Genomic DNA, 15,251 nt, shown 5'->3' with positions numbered 1-15,251 from the left:
GCCCCATGGACCCCCGCTTCACCGACCTGCTCCGCCCGTTCCTCAAGCACGCCGGCGCCGACCCGCTCACCCTCACCCCCGACACCGACCTCCGGCGGCTCGGCGTCGACTCCATGCAGGCCATCGAACTGCTCTTCACCATCGAGGACACCTTCGGCATCTCCCTCCCGGACGAGGAGCTCAACGACGCCACCTTCGCCACCGCCGGCAGCCTCTGGCAGGCGATCGCCGCACAACTGCCCGACGAGGTGACCGCATGACCGGCGATGATCTGACGGCCCGACTGGCCGAGGTCGCCGAGGTCGCCGAACGGCACGCGGCCCGCACCGACCGGGCCGCGGAATTCCCCACGGACGCGCTGGACGCGCTCCGCCGCACCGGCCTGCTCGGCCTCCTCGTCCCCGTGGAGCATGGCGGACTCGGAGGCACCGCCCGGGAGTTGGTGACCGCGGCGGAAGCCCTGGGGCGGGTCGACACGTCCGTCGGCATGATCTTCGCGATGCACTGCCAGCAGGTCCAGGCGGTCGCCCGGTTCGCCGGTGAACGGCTCCGCAAGGAACTCCTCCCGCGGATCGCGGCCGGCGAGAGCTACCTCGCCTCCGTCACCACCGAGGCCGGCAAGGGCGGCCACCTGCTCACCGCTCAGGCCCAACTCGCAGCCGACGAGGGCCACTTGGACATCGACCGGTTCGCCCCCGTCGTCACCGGCGGCAGCCACGCCGACGGCTTCCTGATCACCATGCGCAGCCCCGGCGCGGACGCCACCGCAAGCGAGGTGTCGCTGGTCTACGCCCACCGCGACCAGCTCACCCGCACCCCCTCGGGGGACTGGCAGCCGATGGGGATGCGGGCCAGTCACAGCGTCGCCCTGCGACTGACCGGCCGGGTCCCCGACCATCACGTCATCGGCGAACCGGGCGGGTTCCACCACATCGCCGCCCAGGTCTTCGGCCCGCTCGCGCACGTCGGCTGGTCGGCGGTCTGGCTCGGGACGGCGGCCGGAGCGCTCTCCCGCGTCCTACGGCTCCTGCGCAGCCCGGCCGGCCGCGAGCGCTTCGACCTCGGCTCCGAACTGCTGCTCACCCGGATCTCCTGCGCCCGACAGCGACTGGACACCGTCCACGCCCTGCTCCACCAGACCCTGCACACCCTGGAGTCCGGCGCCGACCTCGCCGTGCCCGCCCGTCAACTCCAGCTCAACGCCCTGAAGATCACCGCCGCCGAGGAGTGCCACGCCGCGGTCGACGACCTGATCACCGCCCTCGGCCTGCGCCACGGCTACCTCCAGGACTCGCCCACCGGCCTCGAACGCGCCCTGCGGGACCTGCGCTCCGCCGCCCTCAACTACAGCAACGACCGCCTGCACCTCGCCGACGGCCGACTGGCACTGCGCGACCAGGGGGTCACCTTTGCCTGAGACCCCACCGCCGGCCACCGCCCCCCGGACCGCACCGGAACCACCGGCCGCCCGCTACGCCGCCCTCGACGCCCTACCGCCCACCGCCACCGGCGCCGAGGTGTGGGCCACGCTCGGCCACGCCGGCCTGCTCACCCACGCCTACCGCGACCGGTCGGTCACCGCGGGCACCGACCCCGACGGCCTCGCCGACCTGCTCACCGCCGTCGACGCCCGCTTCAGCATCCCCGCCACCCTCTCGACCAGCGTCCAACTCGCCACCGCCCTACCGATCCTGGCGACCGGTCAGGCCCCACCCGCCCGGCACGCCCTGGACCGCGCGCTGACCGGCCGGGCCACCGTCACCCTCGCCGCCACCGACGCCGGCACCGGCACCGACCTCACCGCCCTGCGCACCGAGGTCCGGATCGACGACGACGGCCTGACGCTCACCGGCAGCAAACGGTGGATCGCCAACACCACCACCGCGGCCTGGCACCTGGTCCTGGCCCGACACCGGCCCGGCCGCCACTTCACCCACTTCACCTGGGTCCTGGTCCCCGCCGACGCGCCCGGCGTCACCGTCCACCCCGCCGACTCGACCCTGTTCGCCGCCTCCGGTGCCGGGCACCTCACCCTCGACGACGTCCGACTGGACCGCGACCACCTGGTGGGCCGGACCGGCTTCGGCCTGCCGCTCTTCGCCCGGCACATCGCCACCGAACGCCTGGCCGGCGCCCAGTGGGGCGTCGCCCTGTGCCGCCGCGTCCTGGCGGACACCCACCGCCACCTGTCCGGGCGCCCGCACGGCGACGGCACGTTGTGGGACCTGGACGCGGTGCGGCAGCGCTTCGCGGCCTGCCTGGTCCGGGTGCGGGAACTCCAGGCCCTCACCACGGACTCCGCGGAGGCGGTGGCAGACCGCCACGACGCGATCGCCGCCGCCGCCCTCAAGGCCGCCGCGGGCGCCACCGTCAACCACGTCCTCGCCACCTGCGGCCAACTGTGGGGCGCGGACGGCTTCACCACCGGCGGCATCCAGGAAATCCGCGCCCAGGCCGCGCTGTTCAACATCGGCGGCGGGGCCGGCGAGGTCGTCCTGGGCGCCGTCGCGGACGCCGCCGAGACCGTCCTCGACGGCCTCACCCGGCCGGGCACCCTGCCGTGACCCGGCCCTTCCAGGTCGCCGACCAGGTCTGGCTGAGCGCCACCGGCGACCGGCCGGACCGGTCGGGCCCGGCCCCGGTCAGCCGCCACCCCGGCGACCTGCGCCGGGCCGCCACCCTGCCCGAATGGCGGGTCCGCGAATTCCTCGCCGGGCGCGGCCTGTTGAGGGAACTCCTCGCCGCGGTCCGCCCGGACCTCGCCGACGCCGACATCACCGCCGACCCGCGAGGGAAACCCGCCCTGCACGGCCACCCCGGCATCGGCATCAGCGTCTCGCACACCGAGGGCGGGACGGCCGCCGGAGTCGCCGTCGGACGCGCCCTCGGCGTGGACCTGCAACGCCCCACCGCCCACGTCAGCCCCTCCCTCCCCCGCCGACTGCTGCCCGACCACGCCCGGGACCTCGCCGCCCTGCCCCCGGAGCGCGTTGCGGAGGAGGTCGCCTGGGTGTGGACCGCCCAGGAAGCCTGCGTCAAGGCCAGCGGCGCGGGCCTGGCCGGCCGCCCCTGGACCATCCCCGTCCCGCCCGGCGCCCGCTCCGGCCACTGGGCCGGCTACCGCTGGACCACCCTCCGCGACCGCTCCGCGCTCCCGCTGAGCTGCGCCTTCACCGACCACGACGCCCGCGTCGAGAAAGCCGGACCGCCCGCATGACCACGCCCGCCGCCACACCCCGCACCCTGTACGACTGGTTCGCCGCCTCCGTCGCCCGGCACGGCGACCGCCCCGCCCTGGAAGTCGCCGGCACCACCCTCGGCTACGCCGAACTCGCCGCCCGCGCCGACGCCCTGGCCGCCCGCCTGCTGGTCCACCTCGGCGACCGCCGGCCCCCGCGCCGCGTAGGGCTGCTGGCCGCCCGCACCGCCGTCGCCTACGCGGGCTACCTCGCCGTCCAGCGCCTGGGCGCCACCGTCGTCCCGCTCGGCCCCGCCTTCCCCACCGGACGCAACGCCGCCATCACCCGGGCCGCCCGGCTCGATGCGGTACTCGCCGACACCACCGCCGACCACCCCGACCCCCTCGGCGTCCCGACGCTCACCCTCACCGACGAGGCACTGGCCGCCCTCCCGGCGGACCCCGTCCCGGACGCCCGCACCGCCCACCCCGACGACCTCGCCTACCTCCTCTTCACCTCCGGCTCGACCGGCGTCCCCAAGGGCGTCCCCGTCCGGCACCGCAATGTCTGCGCCTACCTCGCGCACCTCGTCCCGCGCACCGCCGCCGGCCCCGGCGACCGCTTCTCGCAGACCTTCGACCTGACCTTCGACCCGTCGGTCCACGACATGTTCACCGCGTGGGGGAGCGGCGCCACCCTCGTCGTCCCGACCCGCGGCGAACTCCTGGCGCCGGTCCGGTTCGTCAACCGCCGCGCCCTCACCCACTGGAACTCCGTCCCGTCGCTGATCTCCCTCGCCCAGCGCCTGCGGGCCCTCAAACCCGCCGGCATGCCGACCCTGCGGCACAGCATGTTCTGCGGCGAACCGCTCACCCTCCAGCAGGCCGCCGCCTGGCACCGGGCCGCCCCCACCAGCACGCTGGAGAACGCCTACGGTCCGACCGAACTGACCGTCACCTGCGTCACCTACCGCCTCCCCGCCGATCCCGCCGCCTGGCCCGCCCCCACCAACGGCACCGTCCCCATCGGCACCCCCCACCCCGACCTCCAACTACGCCTGGAAGACGGCGAGTTGTGCATGCGCGGCCCCCAGCGCTTCCCCGGCTACCTCGACCCGGCCGACAACACCGGCCGCTTCCTGGCCCCCGACGGATCCCGCCACGACCCCACCACCCCCCTCACCGACGCGCACTGGTACCGCACCGGCGACCGCGTCGCACCACTGCCCGGCGCGGCTGGCGACCCCCCGCCGCTGGTCCATCTCGGACGCGATGACCAGCAGGTCCAGGTGCACGGCTACCGCGTCGAACTCGGCGAAGTGGAAGCCGCGCTGCGCGTCCTCCCCGGCGTCCTCGACGCGGCCGTCCTGCCCGCAGCCACCCCCGGCGGCACCGAACTCGCCGCCGCCTACACCACCGACGACCCGGCCACCACCCCGGACGCCCTCCGCACCGCCCTGCGCGACCGCCTCCCCGCCTACATGGTCCCCGCCTCCCTCACCGCACTCGACGCCCTGCCCCTCAACCCCAACGGCAAACTCGACCGCGCGGCCCTCGGCGCCACCCTCGCCCCGAACGCGCCCAACCTGACCCGACCCACGCCGACGCGCGAGCCGTGACCGCTCGACGCGGGCCGACGGAGACGGACTTCCCCCTCGGCCGAGCCTGCGCAGCCGTACGCTGACGGTCCCCCGCCCGACCCCGCACCACCACCTGCCGAAAGGGGCACGGCCATGCCCGCTCTCCCACTGATCATCGACACCGACACCGGTTCCGACGACGCCGTCGCCCTGCTCCTGGCCGCCGCCAGCGGGCTCGGGGACATCCGGGCGGTGACGACCGTGGCCGGCAACGTGCCGGTCGCCGTCGCCGCCCGCAACGCCCTGATCTCCCTGGAGACCGCCGGCCGCACCGACATCCCCGTCCACCTGGGCTGCGGCGGGCCGATGCTGCGCGAGGCGTCCGGCGCACAGGAGGTGCACGGCGAGGACGGGATGGGGGACACCGGCCTGCCCGACCCCAGCACCGCACCCCAGGACGGGCACGCGGTCGAGGCGCTGCTGTCCTACCCCCGCCGGCACCCCGGAGAGCTGACGCTGGTCACCCTCGCCCCACTGACCAACATCGCCGCCGCCCTGCTGCTCGATCCGGAGTTGTTCACCCGCTACCGGCACGTGTACTGCATGGCCGGCGCCGCCGACCTGGCCGGCAACGTCTCACCGACGGCGGAGTTCAACGTGTGGGCCGACCCCGAGGCGGCCCGGATCGTCACCCGGGCCGCCAGCGCGGACAAGGTCACCTGGATCGGTTGGGACGTCTCCCGCAAGGACGCCGTCATGACCCCCGCCGATCAGCAGCGCCTCGTGGAACTCGGCACTCCCATGGCGACGTTCACCCACCGCATCAACCGCACCGTCGCGGACTTCGCCCGCAACGTGACCGGCCTGGCCGGCTACGACCTGCCCGACCCCATCGCCATGGCCGTCGCCCTCGACCCCGCCCTGATCACCGAGCAGGAGCGGGCCCATGTGCAGATCTCCGTCGCCGACGAGACCCGCGGACAGATGGTCATCGACCGGCGGGTCTCCGCACCGGCCCCCAACCTCACCCTCGTGCGACGCGTCGCCGAGGCCGGATTCAAGAAGCTCCTCTTCGACACCGTCGCCGCCCCCGACCCCGGCGCGCCGCTCCCCGGTGACGCCGCCGCCCTCTGATGCGGAGCGCCCTGCCCGGGAGCGTCACCGTGGCCCGCAGCAGGGCCGGTTGCGGCAAACGTGCCGGGGCGGTGGATCGCCCGGACGTGTGGTTTCTCGCCTGATCGTCTCTCAAGAACCGCTTGGTGAACGCTACTTGTACGGCTGAGCGGGCGTCCGACGCCCGCTGCACCGCCGTTGCACCGCCACCTCATGGGAGACGCCCGTGTCCACAGTCCTGCCCGGCTCCGACCACCTGCTGCGCCGTACCCTCGGCGAGCGTCGTATCGCCCTGGTGGCATGGCGCCTGCTGGTGTTGCAGAACGCCGATCCGACGGTCGCCGCGGGACTTGCGGAGTTCTCGACCTACCGCGCCCATCCCTGGCGACGGGTGGAACACACCATGGACAGCGGCAAGCGGTTGTTCTTCTCCGACCGCGAGGGACTGACCCGGGAGATCGCCCGCCTGGAGCGGACGCACCGCCGGATCCACGGCACCGACGGGGAGGGCCGGTCGTTCACGGCGCTGGAGCCGACGGTACGGGTGTGGGTGCTGGTGACGGTGTACGAGTCGATGACGGCGATGGGCGAACTGTCCGGCGCCCCCTTGAGCCCGGACCAACGCGACCGGCTGTACGCCGAGTTCCGCTCCGTCTGCGCCGCCTTCGGACTACCGGCGGAGCTCTTCCCGCCGACCGCCGCGGACGTGCCCGCCTACGTGGAACGCACCGTCCGCGAACGCCTGGAGTACACCGAGGCCGCGCACGACCTGCTGTTCCAGATGTTGCGCCAGGCACCGGCCCCGCGCCGCCTGGGGCGTCTCCGTCCCGCCTGGCCGCTGCTGCGCCCGGTGATCGCCCGGATGCTGACCGCCCTGACCCTCGCGGACCTGCCACCGGCCTTCCGCGAGCGCTTCGGCCTGCGCCGCAGCCGTAGCGCCGCCGCCCTGTCCTGGATGCTGCACCGCGGCGGGCGGCACGTCCTGACGCGCCTGCCCGACCGGCTGCGCTACCGCCGCCAGGTGGCGGGTGACGGCACTGCCGAGCAGGCTCCCGCCGCCGCGGATCACGGTCCCGGTGGCGCCGCACGGGCCGGGTGGCTGCCGCGGCCGCGCCGATCCGGTCGCGGCACCGCCCGCCGGGCGCGGGTGGAGACGTTCTTCCGGCAGGTGCTGGACCAGACCGGCGACGGGTACCTCTCCGCCGCCGACCTCCAAGCCATGGCGCACAACGTCTGCTGGCAGCTGGAACTGGCCGAGGACCGGGAAGCCCTGGTGTACGAGGGCTTCGACGCCTGGTGGCAGCAGATCCGCACCTCCATGGACACCGACGGGGACGGCCGGGTCTCCCTGGCGGAGTTCACCACGGCCATGCTCGCCGGCATCGACCAGGACCCCGACTACCTCCACAAGGGCCTGCACCCCGCGCTGCGGGCCCTCTTCCGTGCCGCGGACACCGACGGCAGCGGGCACCTGGGTGCCGACGAATACCGTGTCCTGTTCGGCGGCTCCGGCGTCGATCCGGCCGAACTCAACCACGGTTTCCGCCAACTCGACGCCGACGGCGACGGGCAGATCACCGAGGACGAGTTCCTTGAGGCGTTCACCGCCTACTTCACCGCCCGCAGCGACACCGCGGCCGGCGCCCAACTGCTGGGCCGCCCCTGACCCCGGCCACCGGCACCGGCCCGTCACGGCGCCCGCGGCGGTCGCCAGGTCGCGGTGATCGTCAGGGACGCCCGCCCGTTGCCCGCGACGATGCCGAGCTTGAGGTCCTGGCCGACCTGCACGCCGAACTGCACCGACAGCTCGTCCGGGGGCCGCTCGGCGGAGGTGGCCGCATCGTGGATCTCCTGGAGCAGCGGGCCCAGCGGCCGGGGGGTGGTGCGCAGCGCCGCCACCACGGCCGCGGCGGCCCGTTCGCCCCCGCGGGCCGCCGGCACCCCCGGTCCCGCCCCCTCCGGTAAGGCCGCCGCCTCCCCGCCGGGCGTGCCGTCCGGCCGGGACGCGCCCTGCACCGGAGCGAGTTCCAGGCGGACGGACGTCCCGTCGGCGAGGGTGAGTTCAGCGTCGTGCGGCACGTCCTTCATTGTGCCGATCACGGGTGGTGCCGGCAGTGGAACGGTCGGATCGGGGGTGGCCGTCGGCCGCGTGGAGGAGCGGTGGGCCCGACGGAAGGCCGGTGGGCCCCCGGAAGGCCGATGGGCTCAGCCGGTGGCGGGCGGGATCGACTGGGCGTGCCGGAAGACGTCCCGGGGGTCCCAGTAGCTCTTGGTCTTCCGCAGCCGTTCGTAGTTGCTGCCGTGGTAGAGGCGGTGCGCCGGCTGGCCGGAGGTGTTCCACTCGGGGTCGTCGAGGTCGGTGTCCGGGTAGTTGATGTAGCAGCCGTCCGTCACCGGCTCCGGCCGGCCCTCCTCCCCGGTGCCGGCCAGCACCGGCACACCGCCGGTGTCGGCGTAGACGTCGCGGTAGAACTCCCGGATCCAGCGCAGGTGCCGGCCGGCGATCTCCGGGTCCGCCGCGGCGTCCAACTGGTCGGCGACGCCGTCCTGATTCACGTCCTCCTGCCAGCTCCAGTATGTCTGGTATTGGAGCTTCAGCACCGAACTGCGCTGGTGGACCGCGGTGTCGGCGCTGCCGGGGAGGTTGGCCGCGGCGCCGTAGGAGTCCACTTGGAGAAGGGCCTGCGGATTGGTGTAGTCGGGCCGCCGCAGGTGGTGGAAGATCGCGTCGAGCTGCGGCTCGGTGAAACCCCGGGTCATGTACGCGGACTTGTACTTGCCGCACTGGTTGTCGCCGGAGCCGTTGAGCGTCTGGGTGGCGGTGAGCCAGGGCAGCCGGGTCGGTACGTGCAGTCCGCCCATGGGCGCGTGCTCGCCCATCCGCCGGTCCAGCGGGGTCGGTTCGACGCCCAGGTCCTGGGTGATCCAGTCGAGGAAGGCGGTCAGCCGCTGGGCGCTGTCCGGCCGGGTGGCGTCGAGCTGGGTGATCAGCCCGATCTTGCCGTTGGAGAGGTGGTTCAGCTTCAGCAGCGTGAACATGTCGCTGTAGTCGACGCGGAGCGGCGCGGGCAGCCGCGTGGTGTTCTCATGCTCGAAGAACAGTCCGTAGTTCCGCACCAGTGACTTCAAGCGCTCCGGATGGTCCTTGAGCCGGTCCCACGGCCAGGCGACGGCGTGCAGCAGCACCAGGGACGGCGGTTCGGGCAGCCCCTTGAACCAGAAGCGGGTCACCACCCCGAACGTGCCGCCGCCCCCGCCGGTGTGCGCCCACCACAGGTCCCGCAGCTCCGGCTCCGGGGAGTCCCGCCGCGCCACCACCGCCTCGGCGTGCTGCCCGTCCCGGACGACGACCACCTCCACCGCGTAGAGGTGGTCCACGGTCAGGCCGTGCTGCCGGGACAGCAGGCCGTACCCGCCGCCGGTCACGTGCCCGCCGGTGCCCACGGAATAGCAGGACCCGCCGGGCACCGCCACCCCGAACGGGGCGTAGAGGCGCGTGGCCAGGTGCCAGTTGGTGGCGCCGGCCTCGACGCAGTACGCGCCCCTCTCCTCGTCCAGATAGACGGCGTCCATCTGCCCCAGGTCCAGGATCACGGCCACGTCGTCGCCGCAGACGAAGTCCTCGTAGCAGTGGCCGCCCGAGCGGACCGTGAGCCGGCGGGCGGGTCCGCCGTCGGAACGGCGATCGGCGAGGTACTTGGTGACCGCCCCGACCACCTCGTCGGTCGAACGGGCCACGGTGACGTAGTCGGGCGTGGCGATGAAGCGCTGGTTGAACCCCCGGCGCAGCGCCTCGTACCGGGCGTCCCCCGGGCGCACCTCGGTGCCGTACGCGGCACCGGCGCGGATCGTGTGCACGGCCATCTGACTTCCCCTGTGGATCGAGCGGCGTGATCGCCTTCACTGTGTAGTCAACTCACTACCATGCGTGAAGATTCCCGCGGGAGGCAGAGCGCGTGGCACCGACCGCGGCGGCCCCGCGCGGTGCGCCCCGCCGGCCGCCGTGCGCGCCCGGTCACCGCCCGCGGCCCGTACGCCGTCGCCGCCGGTTTGGCGCAGTCGCGCACCGCTGACGTAAAGTTCCGCCGAAGCTCGAACAGGCAATCCCATGGGCCCAAGGCCGGCCTGGAGAGACCGAACGAACCCAGGGAAATCCCAGTGAATGCCGCAGCGGCGATGACGGTGACCGAAGCAGACCGGGCCGAGAGCACGGGAATCGACGCCGAGCGGATGGCGATCTGCCTGAGCGTCCTCGAAGAGCTCGACGCCCTGCCGGTGGACCACCCGGACGCGATCACCATACGGCGGGCCACCGCCGGCATCTTCCGCGAGGTCAAGCGGCGCCGCCGGCAGGATCGCCGGGCCGCCAAGACCGCCCACGACAAGGCCGTCACCGAGGCCACCGCCACCGGTGCCGCCGACCGGATCGACGACGAGACCATGGGCCGCGCCCTCGCCAGTTCGGTGAGCTCGGACCTCGCCGGCATCCTGGAGCGGGCCCGTAGCTGCTACGTCTGCAAGAGCCGGTACGTCGAGGTCGACGCCTTCTACCACCAGCTGTGCCCCTCCTGTGCCCAGGAGAACCGGGCCCGCCGGGAGGCCCGCGCGGACCTCACGGGACGGCGTGCGCTGCTCACCGGCGGCCGCGCCAAGATCGGCATGTACATCGCGCTCCGGTTGCTGCGGGACGGCGCCCACACCACCATCACCACCCGTTTCCCCAACGACGCGGTCCGGCGCTTCACGGCGATGCCGGACAGCGCGGAGTGGCTGCACCGGCTGAAGATCGTCGGGATCGACCTCCGCGACCCGTCCCAGGTCCTCTCGCTCGCCGAGACGGTCAGCGCCGAGGGCCCGCTCGACATCCTGATCAACAACGCCGCGCAGACCGTCCGCCGCTCGCCCGAGGCGTACCGCCAGCTGGTGGAGGCCGAGTCCGCGCCGCTGCCCGCCGGGGAACTGCCCGCCTCCGTCGTCCTCGGCCACTTCGGCAGCGGCGCCCCCGCCCTGCCCGCCGCGGCGCCCGGCGGTCCGACCGCGCTGACCGCCGAGAACCTCACGGCCCTCGCCCTGACCCGTGGCTCCGCCTCGCCGGCCCGGATCGAGGCGGGCACCGCGATCGACGCCGGTGGGCTGGTGCCCGACCTGGACCCGACCAACAGCTGGATCCACACGGTGGACGAGGTCGACCCGGTCGAGCTCCTGGAGGTCCAGCTCTGCAATATGACCGCGCCGTTCCTCCTGGTCAGCAAGTTGCGCCCGACGCTCGCCGCGGCCCCGGCCCGACGCAAGTACGTGGTGAACGTCTCCGCGATGGAGGGTCAGTTCAGCCGCGGCTACAAGGGTGCCGGCCACCCGCACACCAACATGGCCAAGGCCGCGCTCAACATGCTCACCCGCACCAGCGCCCGCGAGATGCTGGAGACCGACGGCATCCTGATGACCGCGGTCGACACCGGCTGGATCACCGACGAGCGCCCGCACCCGGACAAGATGCGGCTGGCCGACGAGGGCTTCCACGCCCCGCTGGACCTGGTGGACGGCGCGGCCCGGGTCTACGACCCGATCGTCCGCGGCGAACAGGGCGAGGACCTGCACGGCTGCTTCCTCAAGGACTACGCCCCGTCTCCCTGGTGAGCCCGCGGGACGTCGGCGCGGTGCCGCCCTCCGGCGGCTCCGGCCGCTCGGCCGGAGATCACCGCGCCGTACCCTGGTGACGTGACCACGACCACATCCGGCTCCGCTTCCGAGCCCGATTCCGACGACGTCCGCCGCATCGCGCTCGCGCTCCCGCAGACCACGGAGAAGCAAGCCTGGGGCATGCCCACCTTCCGGGTGGCCGGGAAGATGTTCATCACCGTGCCCGACGACGAGACCTCCTTCGCCGTGCGGTGTCCCGCGCACGAGCGCGCTGAGCTGATCGCGGCGGAGCCGGAGAAGTTCTGGGTGCCGCCGCACGAGGCCGGTTCGAACTGGGTGCGGGTGCGTCTGGCCGCCCTCGACGACCTGGACGAACTCCGCGACATCCTCGTCGACTCGTGGCGGCAGGCGGCCCCCGCCGACCTCGTCGCGGCCTACCTCACGACGGGCTGAATTCCTCGTCATTCCTCGTCGGGTACCAGGACGGCCGCCCCCTGGACCCGGTCGCCGGCCAGATCGGCTAGCGCCTCGGGCGCCCGGCTGAGCGGATACCGGCTGGTCGTGACCTTGATTCCGATCCGTTCCGCGGTCTTGAGGAACTCCCGCCCGTCGCGCCGGGTGTTCGCCGTCACGCTGCACAGGTTCCGCTCGTAGAAGAGGTGTTCCTGATAGGTGAGCGGGGGGATGTCGGTGAGGTGGATCCCGGCGACGGCGAGCGTTCCGGACCGGTCGAGCGCCGCCAGCGCCACCGGCACCAGATCGCCCACCGGCGCGAAGAGGATCGCGGAGTCCAGCGGTTCGGGCGGGCGGTCGTAGGCGCCGCCGGTGGACACCGCACCCAACTCGCGCGCCAGGTCGCGGGCCCGTGCGGACCGGGTGAGCACGTGCACCCGGGCCCCCTCGGCCACCGCGACCTGCGCCGCCAGGTGTGCCGAACCGCCGAAGCCGTAGATGCCGAGCCGTCCGCCCGGTGGCAGTGCGCACCGCCGCAGCGCCCGGTAGCCGATGATGCCCGCGCACAGCAGCGGGGCGAGCGTCGTCGCGGGCGCCGACTCCGGTAGCGGGTACGCGTAGTCCGCCGGAAGCAGCGTCAGGTCCGCGAAGCCGCCGTCCGCGTCCCAGCCGGTGTACCGCGAGGCGGGGCAGAGGTTCTCGGCCCCGGCCCGGCAGTACCGGCACTCCCCGCAGGTGGCGCGCAGCCAGGCCCCGCCGACCCGGTCGCCGACCCGGAACCGCGTCACCGCCGCACCCGCGGCCGCCACCCGGCCCACGATCTCGTGTCCCGGTACGGTGGCCGGCCGGTGCGGCGGAAGATCACCCTCAGCGAGATGCAGATCCGTACGACAGACACCGCAAGCCTCCACCGTCACCAGTAGATCCCCGGGCCCCGGCTCCGGGACGGGGCGGCGCACCCGTGTCAGCGGCCCGGAGTCAGCCGGCCCCGGTCGCTCGACGGCCCACCCGGTCAGCGTCTCCGGGTGCGCGGCGCACGCCATGCCCTCAGCGTCCCGCCCGCCCGCCACCCGGGCAAACGCTGTGCCGGCCGGCCTGGCTCGATCGTGCGCAGGCAACTTCTACAGTGATGTAGATTTTCGGTCCGCACCTACCCAACGACCAAGGAGAGGATGTCCCGTGGGCATCATCAGCTGGATCGTGCTCGGGCTCCTGGCCGGGGCGATAGCCAAGTTCCTGCTTCCCGGACGCGATCCGGGCGGACTGGTGGGCACCACGCTCATCGGCATCGCCGGTTCGTTCATCGGTGGCTGGTTGTCGGCGAAGTTCCTGCACCGGCCGATCGCGCACAACTTCTTCGACCTCGCGACCTGGATCGCGGCCGTCGCCGGCGCCCTGGTGCTGCTCGTCCTCTACCGCCTGCTGTTCGGGAACTCCCGGGACTGAGCGGATGCCCGGACCGGCCACGGTGTCGATTTCCGTCCCGGAATGTCGCCTTCTACTGTGAGGTGGATCCTGGATTCGTCGGTGGAAGCCGGAACTGCCGTGCCGGCGCATCCGTTTCCAGTTGAGACCGACATATGGGGAATCAGATGAGTGTGAACTTGAGCAAGGGCCAGAAGGTCAGCCTGAGCAAGTCCGACGGCGGCGCGCTGAGCGTGGTCCGGATGGGACTGGGCTGGCAGGCGGCGCGCCGCAAGGGCTTCCTCGCCCGGCTCACCGCCCGCGAGATCGACCTCGACGCCTCGGCCGTGCTCTTCGCCGGCCAGCAGCCCGTGGACGTCGTCTTCTTCAACCACCTCGTCAGCGACGACGGCTCGGTGCGGCACACCGGCGACAACCTCGTCGGCGGCGCCGGCCAGGGTGGAGACGACGAGTCGATCCTGGTTGACCTGGAGCGGGTGCCGGTCCACGTCGACCAGATCGTCTTCACCGTCAACTCCTTCACCGGACAGACCTTCCAGGAGGTGGAGAACGCCTTCTGCCGCCTGCTCGACGACACCACCGGCCAGGAGTTGGCCCGTTACTCCCTCTCCGGCGGCGGCTCGCACACCGCCCAGATCATGGCCAAGGTCTTCCGGTCGGACGGCGGTTGGGAGATGGCGGCGCTCGGCACGCCCGCCCAGGGCCGCACCTTCGAGGACCTGATGCCCGCCATCGCCGCGCACCTGTGAGCCCCCGGTCCGCGCGCTCCCGGCCCCCGCTTCCCGGGGAGCCGCGGACCGGCGGCCGCGGGCGCAAGGGGACCAAGGGGACGCCGCCGGCGCCGCCGAGGGGGGAAACCCTCGGCGGCGGTGTCAGGGCGCCCCGGGTGCGGACGGCCCGGAGAAGCCCGGACGGCCGAAGTCCGGGCTGCTGAAGTCGGGTCCGGCGAAGTCGGGGGAGCTGAAACCGGGGCCGTCGGCCGCCGCCGGACGGGCCTCGCCCCCGCCGCCGGCCACCCCGGCCGTGGCCGGGCGGGGGAGGGCGGGTCGTCCGCCGGGTCTCCCGCCGCCCGCCGCGCCATCGATCCGGCCGAGCAGGAACGGCATGATCCCCCGCTCCAGCAGCGCCAGTTGCCAGGCATCGTGTGCCCGGGCGGCCGCCGGATCGCCCTCGTCGGGCGACTGCGCGTCGGCCGCCGCGCGATTGCGCGAGGCCGCCACCAGCATCCAGCTCAGCCCCGTCAGGGTCGCCACCCCGGCGACCCCGGCGGACGTCCAACCGGCCGCGATCAGCTCGTCGGCGAGCCGGGACGAGGTGGCCACGGCGCGCAGACCGAACCCGAACAGCAGGAAGACGGCCGCGGCGGTGGCGGCCAGACCGGGCACCAGCACCCCCAGCGCGGGGAGCACCCCACCGCTCCGTGACGTCGTCCCGGTGGCGGGCGGGGAAGGGACCGGGCGGGTGTCACCGGCCGCATCGGCGCGCAGCCGGACGAGTTCGCGGTATTCGGCGGCCGCCGTGGCGGCCAGGGCGTCGCGCGCTCCGAACGCCGCGCTGCGCAGCTGCTCGGCGTTGAGCGAACCGACCGTGTGCGACAGCGCCGCCCTGATCTCCGGGGAGTTCAGGGCCTGGTCCACGGTGCGCTCGAATGCGGCGGCGTCCGGTGCCTGTAAGCGGTCGTTCTGGTGCACGTGTATTCCCCGATGGGTTGAGAGTCAAGATTGCCCGACGGTCCGGCCCGGTGCTCGGCCGCGTTGTCCGGACAGCGGCGGGGGGGGGGCCGGGGGCCGGCCACCCCCGGGGGCCCCCACATATGTTCCGGGGTTGGCCCACACCAAAAATTTTGTAAATTAACAAAAATT

Annotated in this window: 15 protein-coding genes; 11 read left to right on the top strand and 4 right to left on the bottom strand. The window is 73.5% G+C overall.

Annotated features, from left to right (window positions below; translation table 11 throughout):
* The first annotated feature begins 5 nt into the window (after window positions 1–5).
* The 7 genes from ACFVT2_RS22145 (at window position 6) to ACFVT2_RS22115 (ending at window position 7,537) form a co-directional block, all read left to right on the top strand.
* Complete coding sequence (locus ACFVT2_RS22145) at window positions 6–260, top strand: acyl carrier protein (RefSeq protein WP_390020420.1); 255 nt, start codon at window positions 6–8, stop codon at window positions 258–260.
* The gene (locus tag ACFVT2_RS22140) at window positions 257–1,417 is read left to right on the top strand and encodes an acyl-CoA dehydrogenase family protein (RefSeq protein WP_390020417.1); all 1,161 of its coding nucleotides are present in this window, start codon (window positions 257–259) and stop codon (window positions 1,415–1,417) included. The genes ACFVT2_RS22145 and ACFVT2_RS22140 overlap by 4 nt, the downstream gene beginning before the upstream one ends.
* The gene (locus ACFVT2_RS22135) at window positions 1,410–2,564 is read left to right on the top strand and encodes an acyl-CoA dehydrogenase family protein (protein WP_390020414.1); all 1,155 of its coding nucleotides are present in this window, start codon (window positions 1,410–1,412) and stop codon (window positions 2,562–2,564) included. Before ACFVT2_RS22140 ends, ACFVT2_RS22135 begins: the two co-directional genes overlap by 8 nt.
* Entirely contained in the window at window positions 2,561–3,217 is a 657-nt protein-coding gene (locus tag ACFVT2_RS22130; RefSeq protein WP_390020412.1) for a 4'-phosphopantetheinyl transferase family protein, read from the top strand. The genes ACFVT2_RS22135 and ACFVT2_RS22130 overlap by 4 nt, the downstream gene beginning before the upstream one ends.
* The gene (locus tag ACFVT2_RS22125; protein WP_390020409.1) at window positions 3,214–4,797 is read left to right on the top strand and encodes an AMP-binding protein; all 1,584 of its coding nucleotides are present in this window, start codon (window positions 3,214–3,216) and stop codon (window positions 4,795–4,797) included. Before ACFVT2_RS22130 ends, ACFVT2_RS22125 begins: the two co-directional genes overlap by 4 nt.
* Window positions 4,798–4,911: 114 nt before the next feature.
* Window positions 4,912–5,892, top strand: coding sequence for a nucleoside hydrolase (locus tag ACFVT2_RS22120; protein WP_390020406.1), 981 nt, complete (start codon window positions 4,912–4,914; stop codon window positions 5,890–5,892).
* Between the two features lie 205 nt (window positions 5,893–6,097).
* A complete protein-coding gene (locus tag ACFVT2_RS22115) occupies window positions 6,098–7,537 on the top strand; it encodes an oxygenase MpaB family protein (RefSeq protein ID WP_390020404.1) in 1,440 nt (479 codons plus the stop codon).
* 23 nt (window positions 7,538–7,560) lie between these two features.
* Here ACFVT2_RS22115 and ACFVT2_RS22110 read toward each other — a convergent pair whose 3' ends face one another.
* Both ACFVT2_RS22110 and ACFVT2_RS22105 read right to left on the bottom strand, forming a co-directional pair.
* Complete coding sequence (locus tag ACFVT2_RS22110) at window positions 7,561–7,959, bottom strand: CU044_2847 family protein (protein ID WP_390020492.1); 399 nt, start codon at window positions 7,957–7,959, stop codon at window positions 7,561–7,563.
* Between the two features lie 117 nt (window positions 7,960–8,076).
* On the bottom strand, window positions 8,077–9,735 hold the full coding sequence (locus ACFVT2_RS22105) for an FAD-dependent oxidoreductase (protein WP_390020401.1): 1,659 nt from the start codon (window positions 9,733–9,735) through the stop codon (window positions 8,077–8,079).
* A gap of 312 nt (window positions 9,736–10,047) precedes the next feature.
* On the opposite strand from ACFVT2_RS22105, the gene ACFVT2_RS22100 reads away from it, so the two are divergent.
* Together ACFVT2_RS22100 and ACFVT2_RS22095 are read left to right on the top strand one after the other, a co-directional pair.
* On the top strand, window positions 10,048–11,508 hold the full coding sequence (locus ACFVT2_RS22100) for an SDR family NAD(P)-dependent oxidoreductase (protein WP_390020490.1): 1,461 nt from the start codon (window positions 10,048–10,050) through the stop codon (window positions 11,506–11,508).
* 81 nt (window positions 11,509–11,589) lie between these two features.
* Entirely contained in the window at window positions 11,590–11,964 is a 375-nt protein-coding gene (locus tag ACFVT2_RS22095) for an MmcQ/YjbR family DNA-binding protein (protein WP_390020398.1), read from the top strand.
* A gap of 8 nt (window positions 11,965–11,972) precedes the next feature.
* Here the strand turns inward: ACFVT2_RS22095 and ACFVT2_RS22090 are convergent, their stop codons facing one another.
* Window positions 11,973–13,007, bottom strand: coding sequence for a zinc-binding alcohol dehydrogenase family protein (locus ACFVT2_RS22090; RefSeq protein WP_390020396.1), 1,035 nt, complete (start codon window positions 13,005–13,007; stop codon window positions 11,973–11,975).
* Window positions 13,008–13,143: 136 nt separating this feature from the next.
* Here ACFVT2_RS22090 and ACFVT2_RS22085 point away from each other — a divergent pair, with 136 nt between their 5' ends.
* Both ACFVT2_RS22085 and ACFVT2_RS22080 read left to right on the top strand, forming a co-directional pair.
* The gene (locus tag ACFVT2_RS22085) at window positions 13,144–13,410 is read left to right on the top strand and encodes a GlsB/YeaQ/YmgE family stress response membrane protein (protein ID WP_390020393.1); all 267 of its coding nucleotides are present in this window, start codon (window positions 13,144–13,146) and stop codon (window positions 13,408–13,410) included.
* Window positions 13,411–13,556: 146 nt separating this feature from the next.
* On the top strand, window positions 13,557–14,138 hold the full coding sequence (locus ACFVT2_RS22080; RefSeq protein WP_390020390.1) for a TerD family protein: 582 nt from the start codon (window positions 13,557–13,559) through the stop codon (window positions 14,136–14,138).
* A 123-nt stretch (window positions 14,139–14,261) separates the two neighbouring features.
* Here the strand turns inward: ACFVT2_RS22080 and ACFVT2_RS22075 are convergent, their stop codons facing one another.
* Complete coding sequence (locus ACFVT2_RS22075) at window positions 14,262–15,080, bottom strand: hypothetical protein (protein ID WP_390020388.1); 819 nt, start codon at window positions 15,078–15,080, stop codon at window positions 14,262–14,264.
* Window positions 15,081–15,251 lie beyond the last annotated feature (171 nt).

Source organism: Streptomyces sp. NPDC058000 (assembly GCF_042886435.1).
Taxonomy (GTDB): Bacteria; Actinomycetota; Actinomycetes; order Streptomycetales; family Streptomycetaceae; genus Streptomyces.
This window is presented reverse-complemented; position numbering and strand designations above follow the sequence as displayed.